Origin of the sequence: Ruthenibacterium lactatiformans, from assembly GCF_000949455.1 — a bacterium.
GTDB classification, from domain to species: Bacteria; Bacillota; Clostridia; order Oscillospirales; family Ruminococcaceae; genus Ruthenibacterium; species Ruthenibacterium lactatiformans.
The window spans coordinates 17,478-37,197 of record NZ_JXXK01000018.1 but is presented as its reverse complement, the minus strand read 5'-3'; the positions used below and the strand labels follow the sequence as shown (position 1 = coordinate 37,197).

The following is a 19,720-nucleotide window of genomic DNA, read 5'->3' as shown; positions in this document are numbered from 1 at the left end:
CTTACACCTCCCACAGATTGTCGGGGTACAGGCCCTGCGCCGTTTTTTCGGCAATGGCCGCCACCACCACGGGCTTATCTTCTTTGTAGGTCACGCCGTACCACTTGTCGCGGCTGTGCAGCACCTTCACCTGCGCCTTATCCTCGGCGATGAGCTGGCTCACCACGCTGGGGAGGAAGTACTCGCCCTTAAGGGGGTTCGTTTTCAGCGCGTTGTCCAGAAACGCCGCAAAGCGGGCCCCGGTCTCGGCCAGAAAGCTCCGGGTAAAGCCCCACATGTTCATGGATACGATGGTGTCGCCGGGCAGGTCCGTCCAAGTGGCGCCGTCATCCTCCGTGAAGCGCGCGCCCGCTGCGGTTTTTTCGATGTGGGTGCGTTCGGTGACGCTGTCCAGATAGCCCTCCGCATTCGTCACGCAGATGCCGCGGGCCACGTGGCCGTTTTCGGTTACCGTGTTCTCCAGCAGATAGCCGACCATGGCGTATTCATATTTGCCGTCCCGGTCCGGGTTGGCAAGCAGGTAATCGTAGATCTTCTGGAACGCCTCGGGGCCGTAATAGTCGTCGGCGTTGATCACGGCGAACGGGCCGTCGATGACGTCCCGGGCCGACAGGATGGCGTGGCTGGTGCCCCAGGGCTTGACGCGGCCTTCGGGCACGGCGTAGCCGGCGGGCAGGTCGTCCAGCTGCTGGAACGCATAGCGCACGTCCATCACTTTGGACAGGCGGTCGCCGATGGCGGCCTTGAAGTCGGCCTCGATCTCGTGCTTGATGATGAACACCACGGTCTCGAAGCCCGCGCGGCGGGCGTCGAAGATGGAATAGTCGATGATGAGCTGGCCGTGGCCGCCCACCGGGTCGATCTGCTTGAGGCCGCCGTAGCGGCTGCCCATGCCGGCGGCCATAACAACGAGTACAGGTTTGTTCATTGCGTTATTCTCCTTTTTGCTCCGATTCTTGTATCCAAGGGCGGGCGCGGCTCAGCCCTTGTAGCCGTTGGGGTTCATGCTCTGCCATTTCCAGCTGGAGGCACACATCTCTTCAATGCCGTACTCGGCCGTCCAGCCCAGCTCGTCCCGGGCCTTGGCGGGGTCCGCGTAGCATTCGGCAATGTCGCCGGGGCGGCGCGGGTCGATGACATAGGGCAGGTCCTTGCCGCAGGCCTTGCTGTATGCTTTGATGACGTCCAGCACGCTGTAGCCCTTGCCCGTGCCCAGGTTGCAGATGAACAGGCCGCAGTTCGAAGCCAGCTTTTTCAGCGCCGCCACATGGCCGCGGGCCAGGTCCACCACATGGATATAATCGCGCACGCCGGTGCCGTCGGGCGTGGGGTAATCGTTGCCGAACACATGCACCTTTTCCAGCGTGCCCACGGCCACCTTGGCGATGTAGGGCACCAGGTTGTTGGGGATGCCGTTGGGGTCCTCGCCGATGAGGCCGCTTTCATGAGCGCCGATGGGGTTGAAATAGCGCAGCAGGGCCACATTCATCGTGGGGTCCGCCTTGCAGTAATCCTTTAAAATCTGCTCCATCATCACCTTGGTGGTGCCGTAGGGGTTGGTGGTGGCGCCGGTGGGGAAGTCCTCGGTGATGGGCACGCTGGCCGGGTCTCCGTAAACCGTGGCGGAGGACGAGAACACAAAGTTTTTTACATTGTATTTGCGCATGGCGTTCAGCACCGTCAGCGTGCAGCCCAGGTTGTTGGTGTAATATTCCAGCGGTTTTTGAACGCTTTCACCCACGGCCTTGTATGCCGCGAAATGGATGACGGCGTCGATCTCCGGATGGGAGGCGAACAGCGCGTCCACGGCCTCGCCGTCGCACAGGTCCACATTGACGAAGGGGACCTTTTTGCCGCTGATCTGTTCCACGCGGCGCAGGGCCTCCTCGCAGGAATTGTACAGGTTGTCGGCCACGATGATCTCATAACCCGCTTTCATCAGCTCGATGCAGGTGTGGCTGCCGATGTATCCGGCGCCCCCGTTTACCAAAATCGCCATAGTTGCCAGCTCCTTTTCTGTTTTGTTTTTCACGCGTTGCTTTTGTGCTGCCCGGAACACTCTTCATTGCTTTTCATTGTAGCCGCTCCGGGCAGCGTGTTAAATAGATTTTTTAATACAATATTTGCACAATTGAACTATGCAAGGCCGCAGGAATCCCGAATATTTGCACAAACGTCCACGATAGCGAAAAACTCATTCCGTACGGTTTTTGGTGGCCAGAATTTTGACGCTGGAGGCGTATTCGCTGGGCGTCATGCCCGTAACCTTTTTGAAATGGCGGGAGAAATAGTGGATGGAGTTATAGCCCAGCAGCGCGGCGATCTCGGTGAAATTGTGCGTGCCCTCCCGGATCATGCGCTTGGCCGCGTCGATCTTCAGCGTGCCGAAGTATTCCATTGCGCCGCCGCCCGTCTTTTCCCGGAAGATCTTTTGCAGATAGCTGCGGCCCACCAGATTGTCCCGGCAGATATCCGAGAGCGTCAGGCGTTTTGCGATGTTGTCCTCCAGATATTTGCTCACACGGTCGATGAATTCCTGCTGTGTGCGTTCCCGGATGAGGCTGGTGGGCTTTGCGGCGGCCGCGGCCTCGTCCGCGCCGCGGCGGATGAAGCCGATGAGCAGCTGCTCGATGCTGCTTCCGATGAGCTGCTCGGCGCCGAAGGGCGCATCCTCCCGCCGGGCCAGCTGCATGGTCTGCGGGTCGTTGAGCGGCGTGGAGAATGCGGCCTCGCCCTCCTCCACGATGCGCGCCAGCAGGGCGCGGCCGGAATCGCCCACGCTCAATACTCTGTTTTCAAAAAAACGCATGGCCTCGCCGTGGCAGACAAAACCCACCACAACAAGATTGGGCGCCACCACACCGTTGGCCGAGAGCGCGTGGAACTCGCCCGGTTTATGGAAAATGATCTGCCCTTTCTTCAAATGCTGCACCACGTCCCCGGCGCGCACATCCAGCTCACCCTTGTCCACATACAAAAATTCCCAGAAATCGTGGCGCTCTCCTTCAAAATAGTAATTGCTGGAATATTCAAAATAATGCACGGAGACGATATCGTCCACCGCCAGCGGCCGCTGCAGCCGTATGGCCTCGTAGCCCATGCCAGTATTCCGCCTTTCTGTCAGACTGTTACATTATAATCTATTAAAGCATATACGGACGATTGTGTAAAGATAAATGAACAAAAGTACAACTGTTGTTATTCCGGATGTCCCTCCCGCGCGGCCCGCTGCCGCTTCCGGTATTCCATAGGGCTGATGCCTTCCAGCTTACGGAAACTCTGGGAGAAGTAACTGGGGGAGGAAAAACCCAGCATGTGGGAGATCTGGGACAGGGAGTGATTGGTGTCCGCCAGCAGGTAGCGGCTCTCCTCGATGCGCCGTCCGATCAGATAATTGATGGGCGACACGCCGTATTCTTTGCTGAAGGAGTGGACAAGATAGTATTTGTTCACATGCGTCAGTTCCGCCAGCTGGTCCAGAGAAATATTTTCTTTAAAATTGCTGTCGATGTACCGCCGGGCCTCGGCGCATTCCTTGCTGGACTGTTGGGCGGGCGTGACCGTGAGGGAAAAATCCGTGTGGCGCATCAGCTTAACGACCAGAACCTCCAGAAGATCCTGGCAGACGACTTCGTAACCTGCGGATTTCTGCTCGATCTCCCGCAGCATGCCCCGCAGATAGGGCAGAATATCCTCGCGTCCGCTGTGGAAGTTGAATGCGCTGTACCGCCTGTCACCGTTTTCGTCCGCGGCGAATTCCATGCCCTCAACGCCCAGCACGATATATTCCAGCGGGCTGGCGTTCAGGCTTACCTCCGTGTGCTCCACATTGGGGTTGACGATGACAAGGTCGTCCGGAGAGACGGGAATCAGCTTTTCCGCCACTTTGAACTGCCCCATGCCGCCAACCACATAGAAAAGCTCGGTGCAGGCGTGGGTATGCATCAGGCTGTGCCAGTCGCCCCCGTATTTGGCGGTGCTCACGTACAGCAGTTTGGTGACGTCCCGGTCCACAGGGCTGACGCCGGGGGTGTTTACCTCGTATCGTTTGTTGCTCATGACGGTTTTCCCAACTTTCTTTCGTGCGCCGCATGCAGAAACGGCCAAGTATAAATTTTCGCAAGATTATTTTATAAATATTGCTTTTGCTTAAGCAAAGTTGCTGCCGTTAACCATTATAATACTTTTGGGAACCGGGCGCAAATATTTTGCGCGAAAGCCATAAAGCGCTGTTTGTGAAAAAATAATCTGCAATTGAACACATTCGGAAAGGTGAACAAACACAAAAAGCTTGTTTTGTGGATACTGTGCATAAAAATTACAAAAGTAAGTCAAAATTAATATCGCAGATGATAAAAAGACAAGATAAATAAAAAATGGAGCAAGAATATTGTTGAATGCGAAAAGGGAAAAGATATACTAAAGGGGACGGATGCACCGGGCGCAAGGCCCGGCGCAAACAAACGCGAACAAGATTTTCAGGAGGTAAACTATGAAAAAGCTACTTAGCATTATGCTGGTGCTCACCATGGCGCTCACCCTGCTCGCCGGCTGCGGCGGCTCCGGCTCGTCTTCGACGCCGGCGGCAAGCTCCGGCTCCACGGCTGGCAGCTCTTCGGCGCCCGCTGAGCAGACGCTGAAGGTGGCCGCCATCGAGACGGCCTATGGCAGCGACATGTGGAAAGAAGTGTGCGCGGCGTTTGAGGCTGCCAACCCCGGCGTTACGGTTGAACTGACGGCCGACAAGAAGCTGGAGGATGTTATCGGTCCGAGTATGAAGGCCGGCGATTATCCCGACGTCATCCATCTGGCCACGGGCCGCGAGGCGGCTTTGACCGAAACGTTCATTAAAGACAACGGCATTCTGGACATTACCGATGTGCTGGACATGACGGTGCCCGGTGAGGACGTCAAGGTGAAGGATAAAATTGCGGGTGGCTTCACGGATTCCTCCCTGACCAATCCGTATGGCGACGGCAAAACGTATCTGGCACCCATGTTCTACAGCCCCTGCGGCCTGTTCTATAACGCCGGCCTGCTGGAAGAAAAGGGCTGGGAAGTGCCCGCCACCTGGGATGAGATGTGGGAGCTGGGCGACAAGGCGAAGGCCGAAGGCATCAGCCTGTTTACCTACCCCACCACCGGTTACTTCGACGCTTTCTTCTACGCTCTGATGTACACGGCGGGCGGCCCCGAGTTCTTCGACAAGGCCACGCGTTATGAAGAAGGCATCTGGGACACCGAGGAGGCCAAGACCTGCTTCGACATTGTTGCCAAGCTGGCCGAGTACACCGAGCCTACCACCCCGGCCAATGCCAACGACGACAACTTTACAAAGAACCAGCAGCTTGTGCTGGACAATAAGGCCATCTTTATGCCCAACGGCACCTGGATCGTGGGCGAGATGGCGGAAGCGCCCCGCGCCGATGGCTTTAAATGGGGCTTCACGGCCCTGCCCGCTGTGAAAGAGGGCGGCGACCGTTACAGCTACACCTGGTTCGAGCAGGCCTGGATCCCGGCGGCAGCCGAGCATCAGGACCTTGCCAAGCAGTTCATCGCCTACCTGTACAGCGACGAAGCCGCGGCCATCTTTGCCAAGGCGGGCGCCATCCAGCCCATCGTGGGCCTGGCGGAAACGCTGGAGGGCGACAACAAGATGTTCTATTCCATTTATGACAACGGCGCGAAGGCCGCGCTGGGCAGCTTTGCCGCCACTGAGGCCATCGAGGGCCTCGATACCCGCAGCGTCTGGTTCGACCCCGTCAACAGCCTTGTGACGGGCGACAAGACCGAGCAGGATTGGATCGACGGCGTGAAAGCCGCCAGCGATCAGCTGCGCGCGGCGCTGAAATAAGCGCTCGGAAACAGAACGATTTGTAAGTACGTGAAAGTAACGGTGAGTAGAGAAACCTGCTCACCGTTACTTTTTGAAGCGGACGCGGGAGCGTCCGGCATCATGGAGAAAGGAAGATGCGCGCATGGATAAGCAGAAAGGGCGCGGACGGTTTGTATTCCTCTGCCTGGCCCCGGCCGTGATCCTGTTCACGGTGTTCATGGTGATCCCCACCATCAACGTGTTCCGCATGTCGCTTTATAAATGGGGCGGATATTCCGCCAACCAGGAATTTGTCGGCCTGGACAATTTCAAGAAGCTGTTTGCGGACCCTAAATTTTACCAGTCCTTCCAGAATACGATCCTGCTGATCGTCATTGTCACCATCATTACATTTGCGTTCGCCCTGGTATTTGCGGCGATCCTCTCGCGGGAAAAGATCAAGGGGCAGAATTTCTTCCGCGTGATCTTCTACATTCCGAATATCCTGTCCGTGGTCGTTATCAGCGCCATTTTCAGCGCCATTTATGACCCGAACAACGGTATGCTCAACAGCCTGATCGCCCTGTTCCGTGAACCCGGCGAGGTGCCTACGCTGTGGCTGGGCAACCAGCAGCTCGTGATTTACAGCATTGCCATCGCGCTGGTCTGGCAGGCCATTGGCTACTACATGGTGATGTATATGGCCAGCATGGCCAGTATTCCCGAGAGCATTTACGAAAGCGTCAACCTGGACGGCGCGGGCCGTGTCAAAACATTTTTTTCCATCACGATCCCGCTGGTGTGGACAAACATCCGAACGACGCTCACGTTTTTCATCATCAGTACCATCAACCTGTCGTTCCTGTTCGTCAAGGCGATGACCAGCGGCGGGCCGGACGGCGCCAGCGAGGTCATCCTGAGCTATATGTATAAGCAGGCGTACACCAACTCGAGCTACGGCTACGGTATGGCCATCGGCGCTGTGGTGTTCATCTTTTCGTTCGCGCTTTCCGCCATCGTCAACAAGGTGACGAAGCGCGAGCCGCTGGAATTTTAAGGAGGGGACGGTATGAACAAAGACATCAAATTGAAAAAAAGCTCCTCCGGAGATACGCTGTATCGTGTGTTCATTTACGTGGCTCTCATTACACTGGCCGTCACAATCATCGTTCCCGTGGCGTGGGTGTTCATGGCATCCGTCAAGCAGAACAGCGAGTTTTACGGCAACCCCTGGACGCTGCCTGCCGGGTTCTACTGGCAGAACTTTGTGGATGCCTGGACAAAGGCACGCATGGGCGAATACATGCTCAATTCCGTCGTTGTCACGGCGCTTGCGCTGGGTATCCTGCTTATCGTTGCGCTGCCCGCCGCATATGTGCTCTCCCGCTTTAATTTTCGCGGCAGGGGCTTTTTCAACACGGCGTTCATGGGCGGCCTGTTCATCAATGTCAACTATATCGTCGTGCCGATCTTCCTGATGTTTGTGGACGGCGATAAAATGCTGCGCAAGGTGTTCGGCACAGGCTTTTTCCTGAACAATATTTTCGTGCTGGCGCTGGTATATGCGGCTACGGCGCTGCCGTTCACCATCTATCTGTTGTCCGGCTATTTTGCTACGTTGCCCAAGGCGTATGAAGAAGCCGCTTATGTGGACGGCGCGGGTTACGGCAGGACCATGCTGCGCATTATCATGCCCATGGCTCAGCCCAGCATCATTACCGTCATTCTGTTCAACTTTCTCTCGTTCTGGAACGAGTACATCATTGCCATGACGATGCTCACGGACCCCAACGGCGGCAAAACGCTGCCCGTGGGCCTGATGAACCTGATGCGCGCACAGAATGCGGCGGCGCAGTACGGGCAGATGTATGCGGGCCTTGTGCTTGTGATGCTGCCTACATTGATCCTATATATCTGCGTACAGAAGAAACTTACCCAGGGCATGACGCTCGGCGGCCTGAAGGGCTGAGCGGCGGCCACAGCCAGAGAGGAGAAACGAATATGGATTTTCTCAGGGAAAACAAAGCGCTGCGCTTTATTTTGGCGCTGGCGGTGTTTGCGCTGTGCCTGTGGCTCGTTGTCAGCGGGCAGCAGCTCACGGGTACGCCCGGCGGGCTTTTGCGCATGCTGGCCGGTCTGGCCGGTCTTCTGGGGCTGCTGTTTCTGTATAACAAACCCTTCGCGGGTTAGCATGCAGCCTTACATCGATTGACGAGGAGAAAAGCAATGAGTGAAACAAAACGCAAAGGGCGCGTGACGATCCCAACAGACGTGGATGTGGTGCCCGAGACGCTGGAGATCCTGGAGCGCTGGGGCGCGGACGCCATCCGGGACTGTGACGGAACGGATTACCCCGAGGCGCTGAAAAGCGTGGACGCGAAGGTGTATTCCACCTATTACACGACCCGAAAGGACAATGCCTGGGCCAAGGCAAACCCGGACGAGGTGCAGCAGTGCTACATCATGACGGGCTTTCATACGGCCGTGGCCGATTCGCTTTCCATCCCGCTGATGCAGGGCATCAGCCCGGAGCTGATGGCCGTGAACACCCGAGACGACATCAAGCGCTGGTGGGAGGTCGTGGACCGCACCGCCGGCCGCGTGGTGCCCCCGCAGGACTGGAGTTATGACGAAAAGAGCGGGAACGTAACAGTACATGCTGTAGAAAGATTTCACGAATATACGGTGAGTTTTCTTGCGTATCTGATCTGGGACCCGGTGCACATGTACAACGCCGTCACCAACGGCTGGAAAAACTTCGAGCACCAGATCACCTTTGACGTGCGCCAGCCCAAGACCCGCAGGTACACGATGGAGCGCCTGCGCAAATTTATCGCGGAGCACCCGTATGTGAACGTCATCCGCTACACCACGTTCTTCCACCAGTTCACGCTGGTGTTCGATGAGCTGCAGCGGGAAAAATACGTGGACTGGTACGGTTATTCCGCCAGCGTGTCTCCGTATATTCTGGAGCAGTTCGAGCGGGAGGCTGGCTACAAATTCCGGCCCGAATTCATCATCGACCAGGGTTATTACAACAACCAGTACCGCGTGCCCTCGAAAGAATTCAAGGACTTCCAGGCGTTCCAGCGGCGCGAGGTGGCAAAACTGGCCAGGGAAATGGTGGACATCACCCACGAGCTGGGCAAGGAAGCCATGATGTTTCTGGGCGACCACTGGATCGGCACCGAGCCGTTCATGGAGGAGTTCAAAAGCATTGGCCTGGATGCCGTGGTGGGCAGCGTGGGCAATGGCAGCACGCTGCGCCTTATCAGCGATATTCCGGGCGTGAAATATACCGAGGGCCGCTTTTTGCCTTACTTCTTCCCGGACACCTTCCACGAGGGCGGCGACCCTGTGCGGGAGGCCAAGGAAAACTGGGTGACAGCGCGGCGCGCCATCCTGCGCAAGCCCATCGACCGCATCGGCTACGGCGGATACCTGAAGCTGGCCTGTGCGTTTCCGGAATTCATCGATTATGTGGAGAGCGTGTGCAATGAGTTCCGCGAGCTGTACGACAACATCAAGGGCACGACGCCATACTGCGTAAAAACCGTGGCGGTGCTGAACTGCTGGGGCAAAATGCGCGCCTGGGGCTGCCATATGGTGCACCACGCGCTGTACCAGAAGCAGAATTACAGCTATGCGGGCGTAATTGAGGCGCTTTCGGGCGCGCCGTTCGACGTGCGGTTCATCAGCTTTGACGACCTGCGCGCGGACGCCCATGTGCTGGACGGCGTGGACGTGCTCATCAATGTGGGCGACGGCGACACGGCCCACACCGGCGGCGGCGAATGGGAGGACCCGGCTGTGGCGGCTGCTGTGCGCGGCTTCGTGTACAATGGCGGCGGCATCGTCGGCGTGGGCGAACCATCGGGCCACCAGTACGAGGGACATTATCTGCAGCTGGCCGGCGTACTGGGCGTGGAGAAGGAAACGGGCTTCACGCTGGGCTACGACAAATACAACTGGGACGAGCATCCCGGCCACTTCATTCTGGAGGACTGCACGAAGCCGGTGGATTTCGGCGAGGGAAAAAAGGGCATCTACGCGCTGCCGGACACGGAGATCCTGGTGCAGCGGGAAAAAGAGGTGCAGATGGCCGTGCACGCGTTTGGCAAAGGCCGGGCGGTGTACATCAGCGGCCTGCCGTACAGCTTTGAAAACAGCCGCGTTTTGTACCGCAGCATCCTGTGGAGCGCCCACGACGAAGAAAGCCTGCACAAATGGTTCAGCAGCAACTTCAACGTGGAGGTACACGCCTATGTGAAGAACGACAAGTACTGCGTTGTGAACAACACCTACGAGCCGCAGAGCACCGTTGTTTACAAGGGCGACGGCTCCAGCTTTGCGCTGGATATGGCGGCCAACGAGATCAAATGGTATGAGATATGATGCCGCCGCTGTGACGGCATAAGGGCAGGGCGCTCCGGCGCGGCGAAAGGCCGCGGCGCGGGCGCCCCGTTTTTGAATGAACGCGGCGCTTCCCCGCGCGTGCCGCTGTGCGGAACGCATCCGCGGCCCGGATTGCACGATCGTACAATCCCTACGGGAAATCTGTGAATACGATGTAAATCTTTTGTCTTTTCGGCTCATTTTCCGTAAAACAGCTTGAGCTTTTTTTAACAAAGAGGTATAATAAATCCAAATCGCATTTTATTGGAAAGCGGGGGCAGGCCCCGCGATGCGAAAGGAAGCGCGGGCCATGGGCGCGCGTTTCAAAACAGAGGGAATTACATTAAAGAAAGGTGATTTGATTATGGCATTGACAAGCAACCAGCATGTTCTGGACTGGGTCAAAGAGATGGAAGAGCTCATGACCCCGGACAAAACCATCTGGATCGACGGTTCGGAAGGCCAGCTGCGCGCCCTGCGTGAGCAGGCGTTCGCCACGGGCGAGCTGACGGAGCTGAACCAGGAGGAGCTGCCCGGCTGCGTGCTGCACCATACCGCGAAAAACGACGTGGCCCGCGTGGAGGACCGCACGTTCATCTGCACCTCCAACAAGGCGGACGACTGCATGATGGTCAACTGGATGGATCCCAACGAAATGAAGGCCAAGCTGCTGCCCCTGTACAAAAATGTGATGGCGGGCCGCACCATGTACGTTATTCCTTACTGCATGGGCCCCATCGGCAGCCCGTTCTCCAAGGTCGGCGTTGAAGTGACCGACTCCATCTACGTTGTGCTGAACATGGATATCATGACCCGCGTGGGTGTGAAGGCCCTGCGGCAGCTGGGCGATTCCAACGATTTCGTGCGCGGCCAGCATGCCCGTGCGGACATCGACCCGGAGAACCGCTACATCGTCCAGTTCCCCGAGGACAACGCCATCTGGTCCATCAACTCCGGCTACGGCGGAAACGTGCTGCTGGGCAAAAAATGCTTCGCACTGCGCATCGCCAGCTACCAGGGCTACAAGGAAGGCTGGATGGCCGAGCACATGCTGATCCTCGGCATCGAGGACCCGCAGGGCAACGTGGACTACATCACCGCCGCGTTCCCCTCTGCCTGCGGCAAAACCAACCTGGCCATGCTCATCCCGCCCGAAGTGTATGCCAAGCAGGGCTACAAGGTGTGGACGGTGGGCGACGATATCGCCTGGATGCACATTGGCGACGACGGCCGCCTGTATGCCATCAACCCGGAGAACGGCTTCTTCGGCGTGGCTCCCGGCACCAACGAGAAATCCAACCCCAACGCCCTGCACACCACGATGAAGGGCACGATTTTCACCAACGTTGCGCATAACCTGGAGAACAACACCGTGTGGTGGGAAGGTCTGGACAAGAACCCGCCTGAGGATGTTCAGGAGTGGACGGGCCTGGCCGTGGACGGCAAGGAGTACATTGCAAACGGCGGCAAGCTGGCCCACCCCAACAGCCGCTTCACCGCTCCGGCCGCGAACTGCCCCTGCCTGTCCAAGGAGTTCAACAACCCCAACGGCGTACCTGTCACCGCGATGGTGTTCGGCGGCCGCCGCGCCAAGACGGCTCCGCTGGTCTACCAGTCCTTCAGCTGGGCGCACGGCGTGTATGTCGGCTCTGCCATGGCTTCTGAGACAACTGCTGCCGCTGCCGGCGCTGTGGGCGTTGTCCGCCGCGATCCGATGGCCATGCGTCCGTTCTTCGGCTACAATGTGGGCGATTACTTCGCGCACTGGCTGGAGATGGGCAAGAAGCTGGGCGACAAGGCGCCGAAGATCTTCAACGTCAACTGGTTCCGCACCGACGACGAAGGCCACTTTATTTGGCCGGGCTTCGGCGACAACATGCGCGTGCTGATGTGGATCCTGAAGCGCTGCAAGGGCGAGGCTGAGGCTGTTGAGACGGCCATCGGCTACGAGCCCAAGCCCGAGGATATCGACATTACCGGTCTGGACGGCGTCACCGTTGACACCATCAAGGGCCTGTTGGATGTGGATAAGGAGCTGTGGCTGGAAGACGTGAAGGGTGTTGAGGAACTGTACGCCCAAATCGGCGACCATGTTCCCGCCGAGCTGCACGCCGAGGCTGCTGCCCTGCGCGAGCGCCTTTCCAAATAATTCCCTCTGTTTTCAAACGCCCCCGCTGCTTTTGCAGCGGGGGCGTTTTTGTGCTTGGAAAAATTTTTGAAAACCATTGACATATATAGGGCGTCGATATATACTGAACAATAGAATATATAGATAATCTATATAAATGACCGCCGTGCACAGCACGGGGCAAAAGGGAGGAATTTACATGGCGGCGGGAAAAAACCTTGTGCCGGGCTCGGCCCAGATGCTGCTGCTGCGCCTGCTGGCGGAGCGGGACATGTATGGGTATCAGATGATCGAGGAGCTGGCACAGCGCTCCAACGATACATTCGCGCTGAAGGCGGGGACGCTGTATCCCATTCTGCATGCGCTGGAGGCGGACGGCAGCATTGAAAGCTATGAACAGCCGGGCGGCGCGGCCACAGCAGGCAAGCCGCGGCGCTACTACCGTATCACCAGGGCCGGGCGTGGTGCGCTGGAGGCGCAGCAAACGGAGTGGCGCCGGGTGTCCCGGGCGATCAACGCTGTGTTGGAAACAATGGATGCTCGCGCAGGGGTGGTGCTGTAATGGGACAGACGCGAAAGGAATGGCTGCAGACCGTCACAGCCCAGCTGCGCTGCCGCCGTGCGGTGCCGGGTGTGGAGCGGGAGCTGGAGAATCATCTCAGCGAACAGTATAACGCCTTTGTGGCCCAAGGCTGCGCGCCGGAAGAAGCCGAGCGCAGGACGGTGGAGAGCATGGGAGACCCGGTGCTGGCAGGCGGCGCGCTGGACCGCGTGCACAGGCCCCGCCCGGCTTGGGGGCCGTTTTTTATGGTGGCGGCGCTGTTGCTGGCGGGTGCGCTGCTGCGTTTTTTCTGGAGCGTGCCCGTTTCGGCACAAGGCGCGTACCTGTGGCGCGAGGGCGCGTACCAAAGCCTGGCCGCCGCCTTGGCGGGAATTGCTGTGCTTGCGGCGGTATATTTCTGTATGGATGTGTCCCTGTTGGCACGCTGGACAAAGGCGCTCTATATCGGGCTGGCGGCCGTTTCGGCTTATGGTTTTCTGGCCGGATATACCCTGATGAACGGGCGGCGTCTTTGGACTGTTTGGGGTGTATCTTACGACGCCACTCATTTCAGCATGATTTTTATTCCCATTTACGCGGCCGTGGTGTACCGGCAGCGCGGCCGCGGCTGGGCGGGGCTGCTGGTCAGCGGTTTTGCCATTGTGCCGGGGCTCTGGCTGTGTATCATGGTGCCGCATCTGGCCGCGGCGTGTGTGCTGGGGCTTGCGGGGCTTGCCGTGTGTCTGGTATGCTGCGCAGGCGATTGGTATGGGCTTGGCGGAAAGAAAAGCTTTGCGGTTGTGCTGGGCGTGACAGCGGGCTCTCTTGTGGTGACATTTTTGCTGGTGCTGCTGTTGATGCCGGGTCTGGCCGGGAGCCTTCAGCGGCATCTGGAGGTGCTGCTTGCACCGGATGCAAATGCAGCGGGCGCGGGCTATTGGATGAACGCCCTGCGGCGCATGTGGGACGGGATGCGGTGGCTTGGCCCCGGAGACGGCAGTTTGCCGCTCGGGGAAAAAGCGGCGCTCGGCACCGTGGGAGAATTTGCAGGGAAGGCGGTGCGGGAGCTGCGCGCCGATTACCTGCTGGCTTACGCGGGCTGGCGGCACGGTATTGCCTGCGCCGCAGCGCTGGCCGCAGCTGTCGCGGGCGCGCTGGCATGGCTGTGGCGCACGGCCCTGCGCACCCGCAGCGGCATCGGGCGGCTGTGCGCGGTGGGCTGCTGTGCACTGCTCACGATGCACGGCGTGCTCAACCTGCTCTCCTGTCTGGGCTGGAGTTCCGCGAGAGGGATGCTGCCCTTTTTAGACGGCGGCTGGACGGGTGTAATGCAGGCGGGGCTTGCAGGGCTTTTGCTCTCGGCCTTCCGGCTGGACGACGTGCTGCGCGAGCCGCAGGGAACGTGCGCGCCCAAAGCGCCCGCCCGCCTGGTTCCCGCAGGCCGCTTTGCGTACAGCGACGGCACGCTGCACATCCGGCTTCGGTGAACGGTGAAGCTTTTCTGCGGGCCGTCCCCGGCCCGCAGCCATCGGGATAAACTTTTTTATTGCGGAGAAATCAAAAACCGCATGGCTTTTGCCATGCGGTTTTTTGCAGCAATTTACAGGTGTTCACAAATACCGGCGAGAACCTCAATGGATTTTTCCACGCCCAGCTTGCCGGAGTTGATGGCCACGTCGTAGCTGTCGGCCGCGCCCCAGTCGTTGTCCGCGTAGAAGTTGTAGTAATTGGCACGCTGACGGTCCGTCTTTTTGATGAGGGACCGCGCGGCGTCTTCCTCTACATTGCGCACGCGGGAGATACGCTGGATGCGCAGCTCCATAGGGGCGTGGATGAACACTGAAAGCATGTCCTTGCGTCCACGCAGGATATAATCCGCACAACGGCCGATGATGACGCACGAATCCTTTTCCGCCATATCGCGGATGGTATTGCTCTGGAACAGGAACAGCTTGTCGTTGGTGAGGTAATCGTTGTAATTGGTGAAATTCATGGCCTGTCCGTGCGTACCCATGGACAGGGAGTACAAAAAGCTGTTGGTGGGCTTTTCGTCCGCCTTTTCAAACAGCTCTTCTACGATGCCGCTCTCCTCGGCCGCCTTTTTCAGGATCTCCTTGTCGTAGAACCGGATGCCCAGCTTTTTGGCCAGGCCCAGCCCAATCTCGCGCCCGCCGCTGCCGAACTGCCTGCCGATGCAAATGACCAAATGCTTCTCCATAAAAGTACAGCCTCCCCTTGAAACGGATTCGAAAGCGGTCCGCCTTCTAGGGCAAGTATACCATATTTTGGCGCGGAGTTCTAGTTCTCGGGCAGAAAGAATTTCGGCGCGGCTTTGCACAAAATGACGGCGCACACGGTGGTGATGAGCAGTTCGGGCAGCATGTAGCTGCCGTTATAGATAAAGCTGTACAGCCAAACGGACATCCCCCTCGCCCATTCGTAGCTTTCCTGGTAGCTGCCCCACAGAAGCGCGCCGGACAAAAAGCTGCACAAAAAGCGGATGACGCACACAGCGGCGGTGCCCGCGGCTACGCCCAGCAGATGGTTTTTGAAGGGCTTGGCGATAACGCCCGCCAGGCCCAGCAGGGTGAAAGCCAGCACGTAGTCCAGCAGAACGACGCCCACAAACGCGGCCACAGTGCCGGCGGGAGGCGCGTAAAAGCCCAGCAGCATCTGCAAAAGGCTGTTGACGAAGCCCGTGGCCAGGCCCCACTTCACGCCGTGACGGAACGAGACGAGGATAAACGGCAGCATGGACACCAGCGTAACGCTGCCGCCGAAGGGCATTTCGAAGATCTTGATCTGCGCGAGTACGGTGCCCACCGCGATCATCAGCGCGCATTCAACAAGCGTTCGGGTGCGGGAATACGATTTTGTTGCCATAGAGAAAAACCCCTTTTTTATGTCGTAACATAAAAACAGGCGCGTCCGCAAACTGCGGGCGCGCCAAAGTTTCCCAATTGCGCATTTCTGCGCCAAAACTTCCTACGCCGGCATTACCCGGATCAGGTAAAGGGTTCATGCACACGCGTACGCGTACAAATCTCAGCCTTTCGGCACCCCTGTTTTTATGTCCGTATGTATTATAGGCGCTGGCGGCGGCGGTGTCAACCGTGTTGAGCGTATTATTTTTCCGGCAGGACGTACCGGGAACGTCAAAAAGGCATTTTTTTCGTATATCCTGCTTGGCAAGCCCGCGTGCGATATGGTATCATTCGCTTGGAAGGCCGCCCGCACAGCGGCGGCCGCCTGCGAAACCGGACGGGCTGTCTGCGGCTGCGGCGCCGTAAAAGGCCCGGTGGTGCCTTGGAATGGTGAACAGGGGAGGATTGCGGCTTTGAACTTCGTTTCGCTGCGCTTTTGTGCGTTTTTCGTTGCGGCGGTTTTTGTTTATTATGTGCTGCCGCGCCGCGCGCGGCAGCCATGGCTGCTTGCGTGCAGCTGCTTTTTCTATATGTGCTGGAATCCGGCCTATATTGTGCTCATCCTGTTTTCCGCGTTCAGCACCTATTTGTGCGGGCGTGCGCTGGCGGTATTGGGTGCGCCGGCCGCCGGGAACCGGGGCAGGCGCAGGGCGGCCATGGCCGTTTCGCTGGCGGCAAATCTGGGAATTCTGTTTTTCTTCAAATATTATAATTTTTTTGCGCAGAGTGCGAACGGTCTGCTGGCTGCGCGGGGCTTCCCCGCCGTACCGCTGCTGGGCGTGCTCCTGCCTGTCGGCATCAGCTTCTACACGTTTCAGGCGATCGGTTACACTGTGGACGTATACCGGGGCAGCGTGTCCGCCGAGCAGCGCTTTTGGCGGTATCTGCTGTTTATCTCCTTCTTTCCGCAGCTGGTGGCCGGGCCCATTGAACGCAGCGGCAATATCCTGCCCCAACTGCAGCTGCCTGCCCGTTTTTCCTACGAGCGGGCCAAAAGCGGCCTTGTGCTGATGCTGTGGGGTTATATTCAGAAAATGGTTGTGGCGGACAGGCTGGCGCTGCTGGCGGACACCGTCTATGCCCAAGGCGGCGCTTTGGGCGGCTGGGCCACGGCGACGGCCACGGTGCTGTTCTGCTTTGAGCTTTACTGCGATTTCTCCTCCTATACCGATATCGCCCGGGGCGCGGCGCGCATTTTGGGCGTGGAACTGATGGAAAATTTCCACAGTCCGTTCCTCTCTCAATCCGTGGCGGAGTTCTGGCGCAACTGGCACATCAGCCTGTCCAGTTTTTTTCGAGATTACCTGTATATCCCGCTGGGAGGCAGCCGCAGGGGGCTGGCGCGCACCTGTGTGAACACGATGGTTGTTTTTCTGTGCAGCGGGCTGTGGCACGGCGCGGCATGGACATTTGTGGCATGGGGGCTTTTGCACGGGCTGTACCTTGTGTGCGGCCGCCTGACGCTGCCCCTCCGCAAACGGCTGTATACGGCGCTGCGGGTACCCTATGGCTGTTTGCCCGCGCGGCTTTGGCGCACGGCGTGGACGTTTGCGCTGGTGGCGTTTTCGATGATTTTCTTCCGCGCCGGCGGCATGGACGCGGCGTTGAGCATGGTGCAAAGCCTGCTGCGCCCGGGCGCGTTCCCGGGCCGGGAAGCGGTGCTCGCCTGGGGAATGGACGGGCCCGACCTGTTGCTTTCGGCTGTGTGCGCGGCGGCTGTTGTTTTGTGCGACGTGCTGCGGCGGCGTTGGGGCAGCCTTTCGGCGCGGCTGCTGCAAAAGCCGCTGGCTGTGCAATGGGCCGTGCTGCTGGCGGGGGTGCTCACGGTGGCGATATTCGGTATGTACGGCGAGGGCTATGTGGAAAAGCCGTTCATCTATTTCCAGTTCTGAGCGGGGGGGCGTAAACATTGGGGAAAGGACCGGTCTTAAAGCAGACGCGCGGCCTGCCGCCGCTTGTCCGCGCGCTGGCGTTCGGGTGCATCCTGCTGGCGCTGCTCTTGTGTACGCAGGAGGTACTGGCCCCCAAGGGCGGGTGCATCGACGGCTTTTACGCCGAGCCGGAGGATACCATCGATGTGATCTTTCTGGGCAGCAGCCATGCCAACGCGGCGTTTGCGCCCGCGCAGATGTGGCGCGAGCAGGGTTTCACGGGGTATGTATTGTACTCCTGGAGCCAGCCGATGTGGGTGAGCTACCATTACGCGGTGGAGGCGTTCAAGCGGCAGACGCCCAGGGTCGTGGTGCTGGAAGGGTTCGGGCTGTGCTACGGCACCACCTATATGACGCCTGCGGACGTGGACGGCACCTCGGACGATTATTCGCTGCGCATCCCGCCGTCCCTCAACCGCGCGGCGCTTGCCGTCGCCATGAGCCGGTGCCAGCAGAACTCGCCGCCGTTTTACCGCTATCTGCCGATGCTGCGCTACCACACCCGGTGGAAGAGCCTGACGGCGGAAGATTTCACCTGGTTTTTTCAGGATCATGCGACCACGGGAAAAGGCTACGGCCCTTTACAGGCGGTGGAGGAATTCCCCGTGCCCATACTGGAAGGGGAACCGGAGGAAACGCCCATCTATCCCCAGGCTGAGGAATATCTTTACAAGCTTATCGCACTTTGCAGAAAAAAGGATGTGCCGCTGGTGTTCGTGGTGACGCCCTATGAGACGAGCGAGGCCGAGTACGGCGTGTTCCGCCGCGCGGCGCGCATCTGCGCGGAAAACGGTGTGCCCGTGCTGGATTACAACACGCCCGGTGGGCGGGATATCGGCTTTGACTATGCAACGGACCTGGCCGACCATGCCCATGTGAACACCGCAGGCGCGCAAAAAATCAGCACGGATCTGGCGGCTTATCTGGCGGAGCATTACGGTATGCCCGACAAGCGCGGCGACGCGGCCTACGCGGCGTGGGACGAGGCGGCAAGGATGGAGCACCGGGACGCACAGAATATAACGTTGCGCTTCACGCTGGACATGGCCGAATATTTCCGCCTGCTGATGCAGGATAAGGACTTGGCAGCGGTCATCACGACACAGGGCGACGCCACGGAAGCGGATCCCTCCGCTCCGCGCGCAGTGTTCAGGCAATGGGGGCTGGACACGCTGCCGCTGGAACAAAGCGGCATGCAGGGCCTATATGTGGTGGACGGCGGAAAAGTCGTGTATCAGCAGACCGGCGCCGGCCCGCTGGAATACACGCTTTCCTGGGGCGGGCACGATGTGACGCTGCGCAGCGCGGCGGACAATTCCTCCACAACCGTGGACGGAGAAGAACAGAGCCGCAACCGTCCGGGCGTCAATGTGCTGGTGTACGACAAGGTGCTGGACCGCGTCATCCAGTCCATCAGTTTCTCCACGCTCCACGCATACAGCGGATATACGGCATGATGCAGAAGGCGGCCGGACGTGCACTGTGCACGCCCGGCCGCTTTGCTTTGTTATGGAGGGGACGCCCGCCTATGGCGCGCGGGTGTTTTGCCAGGTAATGGCGATGTGCGCGGCAGCAAACAACACGGAAAAGAAAACCAGCAGCCAGTGGCGCAGAAAAAGGCCGTTCGGCAAAAAGATCAGGCAGGGCAGCACAGCCAGCGGCAGCGCGTACCGGGGCTTCGCGGCGCGGAAATACAGCAGCCAGAATACCCAGTACAGTACGAGCAGCGCACCGGTGCCGGCCAGCCACGCGATGAAGCCTTCCGCCGAGGCAAAACCGAATTCCGTAAGGCCGGCGTGGAATATCATCAGAAACATGCATCCATAGCGGCCTGCCTGTTCAGCCAAGCCGAGGATGCGGCTTGTGCGGGGCGGTTGCGTGTTTTTGTTTGCGGCGGCGTATACGGCGTTGGGAATGAGCAGCAGCAACACGATGCCAAGGCCGAACCAGCTGATCCAATTCATAGGCGAATTCCTCTTTTATGGG

17 protein-coding genes and 1 riboswitch are annotated in these 19,720 nt (G+C 58.9%); of the genes, 10 read left to right on the top strand and 7 right to left on the bottom strand.

Going from position 1 to position 19,720, the window contains the following annotated elements; genetic code table 11:
- Position 1: 1 nt before the first annotated feature.
- From TQ39_RS12350 to TQ39_RS12335, 4 genes are all read right to left on the bottom strand, one after another.
- The gene (locus TQ39_RS12350) at positions 2-928 is read right to left on the bottom strand and encodes a nucleotidyltransferase family protein (RefSeq protein ID WP_009322025.1); all 927 of its coding nucleotides are present in this window, start codon (positions 926-928) and stop codon (positions 2-4) included.
- Between the two features lie 51 nt (positions 929-979).
- On the bottom strand, positions 980-1,999 hold the full coding sequence (gene galE / locus TQ39_RS12345; RefSeq protein ID WP_050005727.1) for a UDP-glucose 4-epimerase GalE: 1,020 nt from the start codon (positions 1,997-1,999) through the stop codon (positions 980-982).
- A 195-nt stretch (positions 2,000-2,194) separates the two neighbouring features.
- Positions 2,195-3,100, bottom strand: coding sequence for an AraC family transcriptional regulator (locus TQ39_RS12340; protein WP_050005726.1), 906 nt, complete (start codon positions 3,098-3,100; stop codon positions 2,195-2,197).
- Positions 3,101-3,198: 98 nt separating this feature from the next.
- The gene (locus TQ39_RS12335) at positions 3,199-4,059 is read right to left on the bottom strand and encodes a helix-turn-helix domain-containing protein (RefSeq protein ID WP_009322028.1); all 861 of its coding nucleotides are present in this window, start codon (positions 4,057-4,059) and stop codon (positions 3,199-3,201) included.
- A gap of 433 nt (positions 4,060-4,492) precedes the next feature.
- Between TQ39_RS12335 and TQ39_RS12330 the strand changes: the two genes are divergently transcribed.
- The 8 genes from TQ39_RS12330 (at position 4,493) to TQ39_RS12295 (ending at position 14,366) form a co-directional block, all read left to right on the top strand.
- On the top strand, positions 4,493-5,854 hold the full coding sequence (locus TQ39_RS12330; RefSeq protein ID WP_050005725.1) for a carbohydrate ABC transporter substrate-binding protein: 1,362 nt from the start codon (positions 4,493-4,495) through the stop codon (positions 5,852-5,854).
- Positions 5,855-5,978: 124 nt separating this feature from the next.
- A complete protein-coding gene (locus TQ39_RS12325) occupies positions 5,979-6,872 on the top strand; it encodes a carbohydrate ABC transporter permease (protein WP_009322030.1) in 894 nt (297 codons plus the stop codon).
- A 12-nt stretch (positions 6,873-6,884) separates the two neighbouring features.
- Positions 6,885-7,784, top strand: coding sequence for a carbohydrate ABC transporter permease (locus TQ39_RS12320; RefSeq protein WP_009322031.1), 900 nt, complete (start codon positions 6,885-6,887; stop codon positions 7,782-7,784).
- A gap of 32 nt (positions 7,785-7,816) precedes the next feature.
- Positions 7,817-8,005 (top strand): DUF6903 family protein, encoded by a 189-nt coding sequence (locus TQ39_RS12315; RefSeq protein WP_009322032.1) that lies wholly within the window; start codon positions 7,817-7,819, stop codon positions 8,003-8,005.
- Between the two features lie 36 nt (positions 8,006-8,041).
- Positions 8,042-10,210, top strand: a complete 2,169-nt coding sequence (gene gnpA / locus TQ39_RS12310; protein ID WP_050005724.1) for a 1,3-beta-galactosyl-N-acetylhexosamine phosphorylase — start codon at positions 8,042-8,044, stop codon at positions 10,208-10,210.
- A 364-nt stretch (positions 10,211-10,574) separates the two neighbouring features.
- On the top strand, positions 10,575-12,359 hold the full coding sequence (locus TQ39_RS12305; RefSeq protein WP_172615916.1) for a phosphoenolpyruvate carboxykinase (GTP): 1,785 nt from the start codon (positions 10,575-10,577) through the stop codon (positions 12,357-12,359).
- 178 nt (positions 12,360-12,537) lie between these two features.
- Positions 12,538-12,900, top strand: a complete 363-nt coding sequence (locus tag TQ39_RS12300) for a PadR family transcriptional regulator (protein WP_050005723.1) — start codon at positions 12,538-12,540, stop codon at positions 12,898-12,900.
- The gene (locus TQ39_RS12295) at positions 12,900-14,366 is read left to right on the top strand and encodes a permease prefix domain 1-containing protein (protein ID WP_050005722.1); all 1,467 of its coding nucleotides are present in this window, start codon (positions 12,900-12,902) and stop codon (positions 14,364-14,366) included. Before TQ39_RS12300 ends, TQ39_RS12295 begins: the two co-directional genes overlap by 1 nt.
- A gap of 113 nt (positions 14,367-14,479) precedes the next feature.
- On the opposite strand, the gene TQ39_RS12290 is transcribed toward TQ39_RS12295, so the two are convergent.
- Together TQ39_RS12290 and thiT are read right to left on the bottom strand one after the other, a co-directional pair.
- Positions 14,480-15,097, bottom strand: a complete 618-nt coding sequence (locus TQ39_RS12290) for a cytidylate kinase-like family protein (protein ID WP_009322038.1) — start codon at positions 15,095-15,097, stop codon at positions 14,480-14,482.
- Between the two features lie 80 nt (positions 15,098-15,177).
- Positions 15,178-15,762: an energy-coupled thiamine transporter ThiT gene (thiT, locus tag TQ39_RS12285; protein WP_009322039.1), complete on the bottom strand. Its 585-nt coding sequence runs from the start codon at positions 15,760-15,762 to the stop codon at positions 15,178-15,180.
- A gap of 82 nt (positions 15,763-15,844) precedes the next feature.
- Positions 15,845-15,953, bottom strand: a riboswitch (TPP riboswitch).
- A 263-nt stretch (positions 15,954-16,216) separates the two neighbouring features.
- Here thiT and TQ39_RS12280 point away from each other — a divergent pair.
- Both TQ39_RS12280 and TQ39_RS12275 read left to right on the top strand, forming a co-directional pair.
- Positions 16,217-17,695, top strand: coding sequence for an MBOAT family O-acyltransferase (locus tag TQ39_RS12280; protein WP_069955741.1), 1,479 nt, complete (start codon positions 16,217-16,219; stop codon positions 17,693-17,695).
- Between the two features lie 17 nt (positions 17,696-17,712).
- The gene (locus TQ39_RS12275) at positions 17,713-19,191 is read left to right on the top strand and encodes a hypothetical protein (protein WP_050005720.1); all 1,479 of its coding nucleotides are present in this window, start codon (positions 17,713-17,715) and stop codon (positions 19,189-19,191) included.
- A 69-nt stretch (positions 19,192-19,260) separates the two neighbouring features.
- On the opposite strand, the gene TQ39_RS12270 is transcribed toward TQ39_RS12275, so the two are convergent.
- Positions 19,261-19,698, bottom strand: a complete 438-nt coding sequence (locus TQ39_RS12270) for a hypothetical protein (protein WP_050005719.1) — start codon at positions 19,696-19,698, stop codon at positions 19,261-19,263.
- Positions 19,699-19,720: the final 22 nt, after the last annotated feature.

Coding starts and splice junctions, on each gene's coding strand:
- galE (WP_050005727.1), bottom strand. CDS start 1,999: ATGGCGATTTTGGTAAACGGGGGCGCCGGATACATCGGCAGCCACACC.
- TQ39_RS12325 (WP_009322030.1), top strand. CDS start 5,979: ATGGATAAGCAGAAAGGGCGCGGACGGTTTGTATTCCTCTGCCTGGCC.
- TQ39_RS12315 (WP_009322032.1), top strand. CDS start 7,817: ATGGATTTTCTCAGGGAAAACAAAGCGCTGCGCTTTATTTTGGCGCTG.
- TQ39_RS12335 (WP_009322028.1), bottom strand. CDS start 4,059: ATGAGCAACAAACGATACGAGGTAAACACCCCCGGCGTCAGCCCTGTG.
- TQ39_RS12270 (WP_050005719.1), bottom strand. CDS start 19,698: ATGAATTGGATCAGCTGGTTCGGCCTTGGCATCGTGTTGCTGCTGCTC.
- TQ39_RS12320 (WP_009322031.1), top strand. CDS start 6,885: ATGAACAAAGACATCAAATTGAAAAAAAGCTCCTCCGGAGATACGCTG.
- TQ39_RS12295 (WP_050005722.1), top strand. CDS start 12,900: ATGGGACAGACGCGAAAGGAATGGCTGCAGACCGTCACAGCCCAGCTG.
- TQ39_RS12340 (WP_050005726.1), bottom strand. CDS start 3,100: ATGGGCTACGAGGCCATACGGCTGCAGCGGCCGCTGGCGGTGGACGAT.
- TQ39_RS12290 (WP_009322038.1), bottom strand. CDS start 15,097: ATGGAGAAGCATTTGGTCATTTGCATCGGCAGGCAGTTCGGCAGCGGC.
- gnpA (WP_050005724.1), top strand. CDS start 8,042: ATGAGTGAAACAAAACGCAAAGGGCGCGTGACGATCCCAACAGACGTG.
- TQ39_RS12300 (WP_050005723.1), top strand. CDS start 12,538: ATGGCGGCGGGAAAAAACCTTGTGCCGGGCTCGGCCCAGATGCTGCTG.
- TQ39_RS12305 (WP_172615916.1), top strand. CDS start 10,575: ATGGCATTGACAAGCAACCAGCATGTTCTGGACTGGGTCAAAGAGATG.
- TQ39_RS12330 (WP_050005725.1), top strand. CDS start 4,493: ATGAAAAAGCTACTTAGCATTATGCTGGTGCTCACCATGGCGCTCACC.
- TQ39_RS12350 (WP_009322025.1), bottom strand. CDS start 928: ATGAACAAACCTGTACTCGTTGTTATGGCCGCCGGCATGGGCAGCCGC.
- thiT (WP_009322039.1), bottom strand. CDS start 15,762: ATGGCAACAAAATCGTATTCCCGCACCCGAACGCTTGTTGAATGCGCG.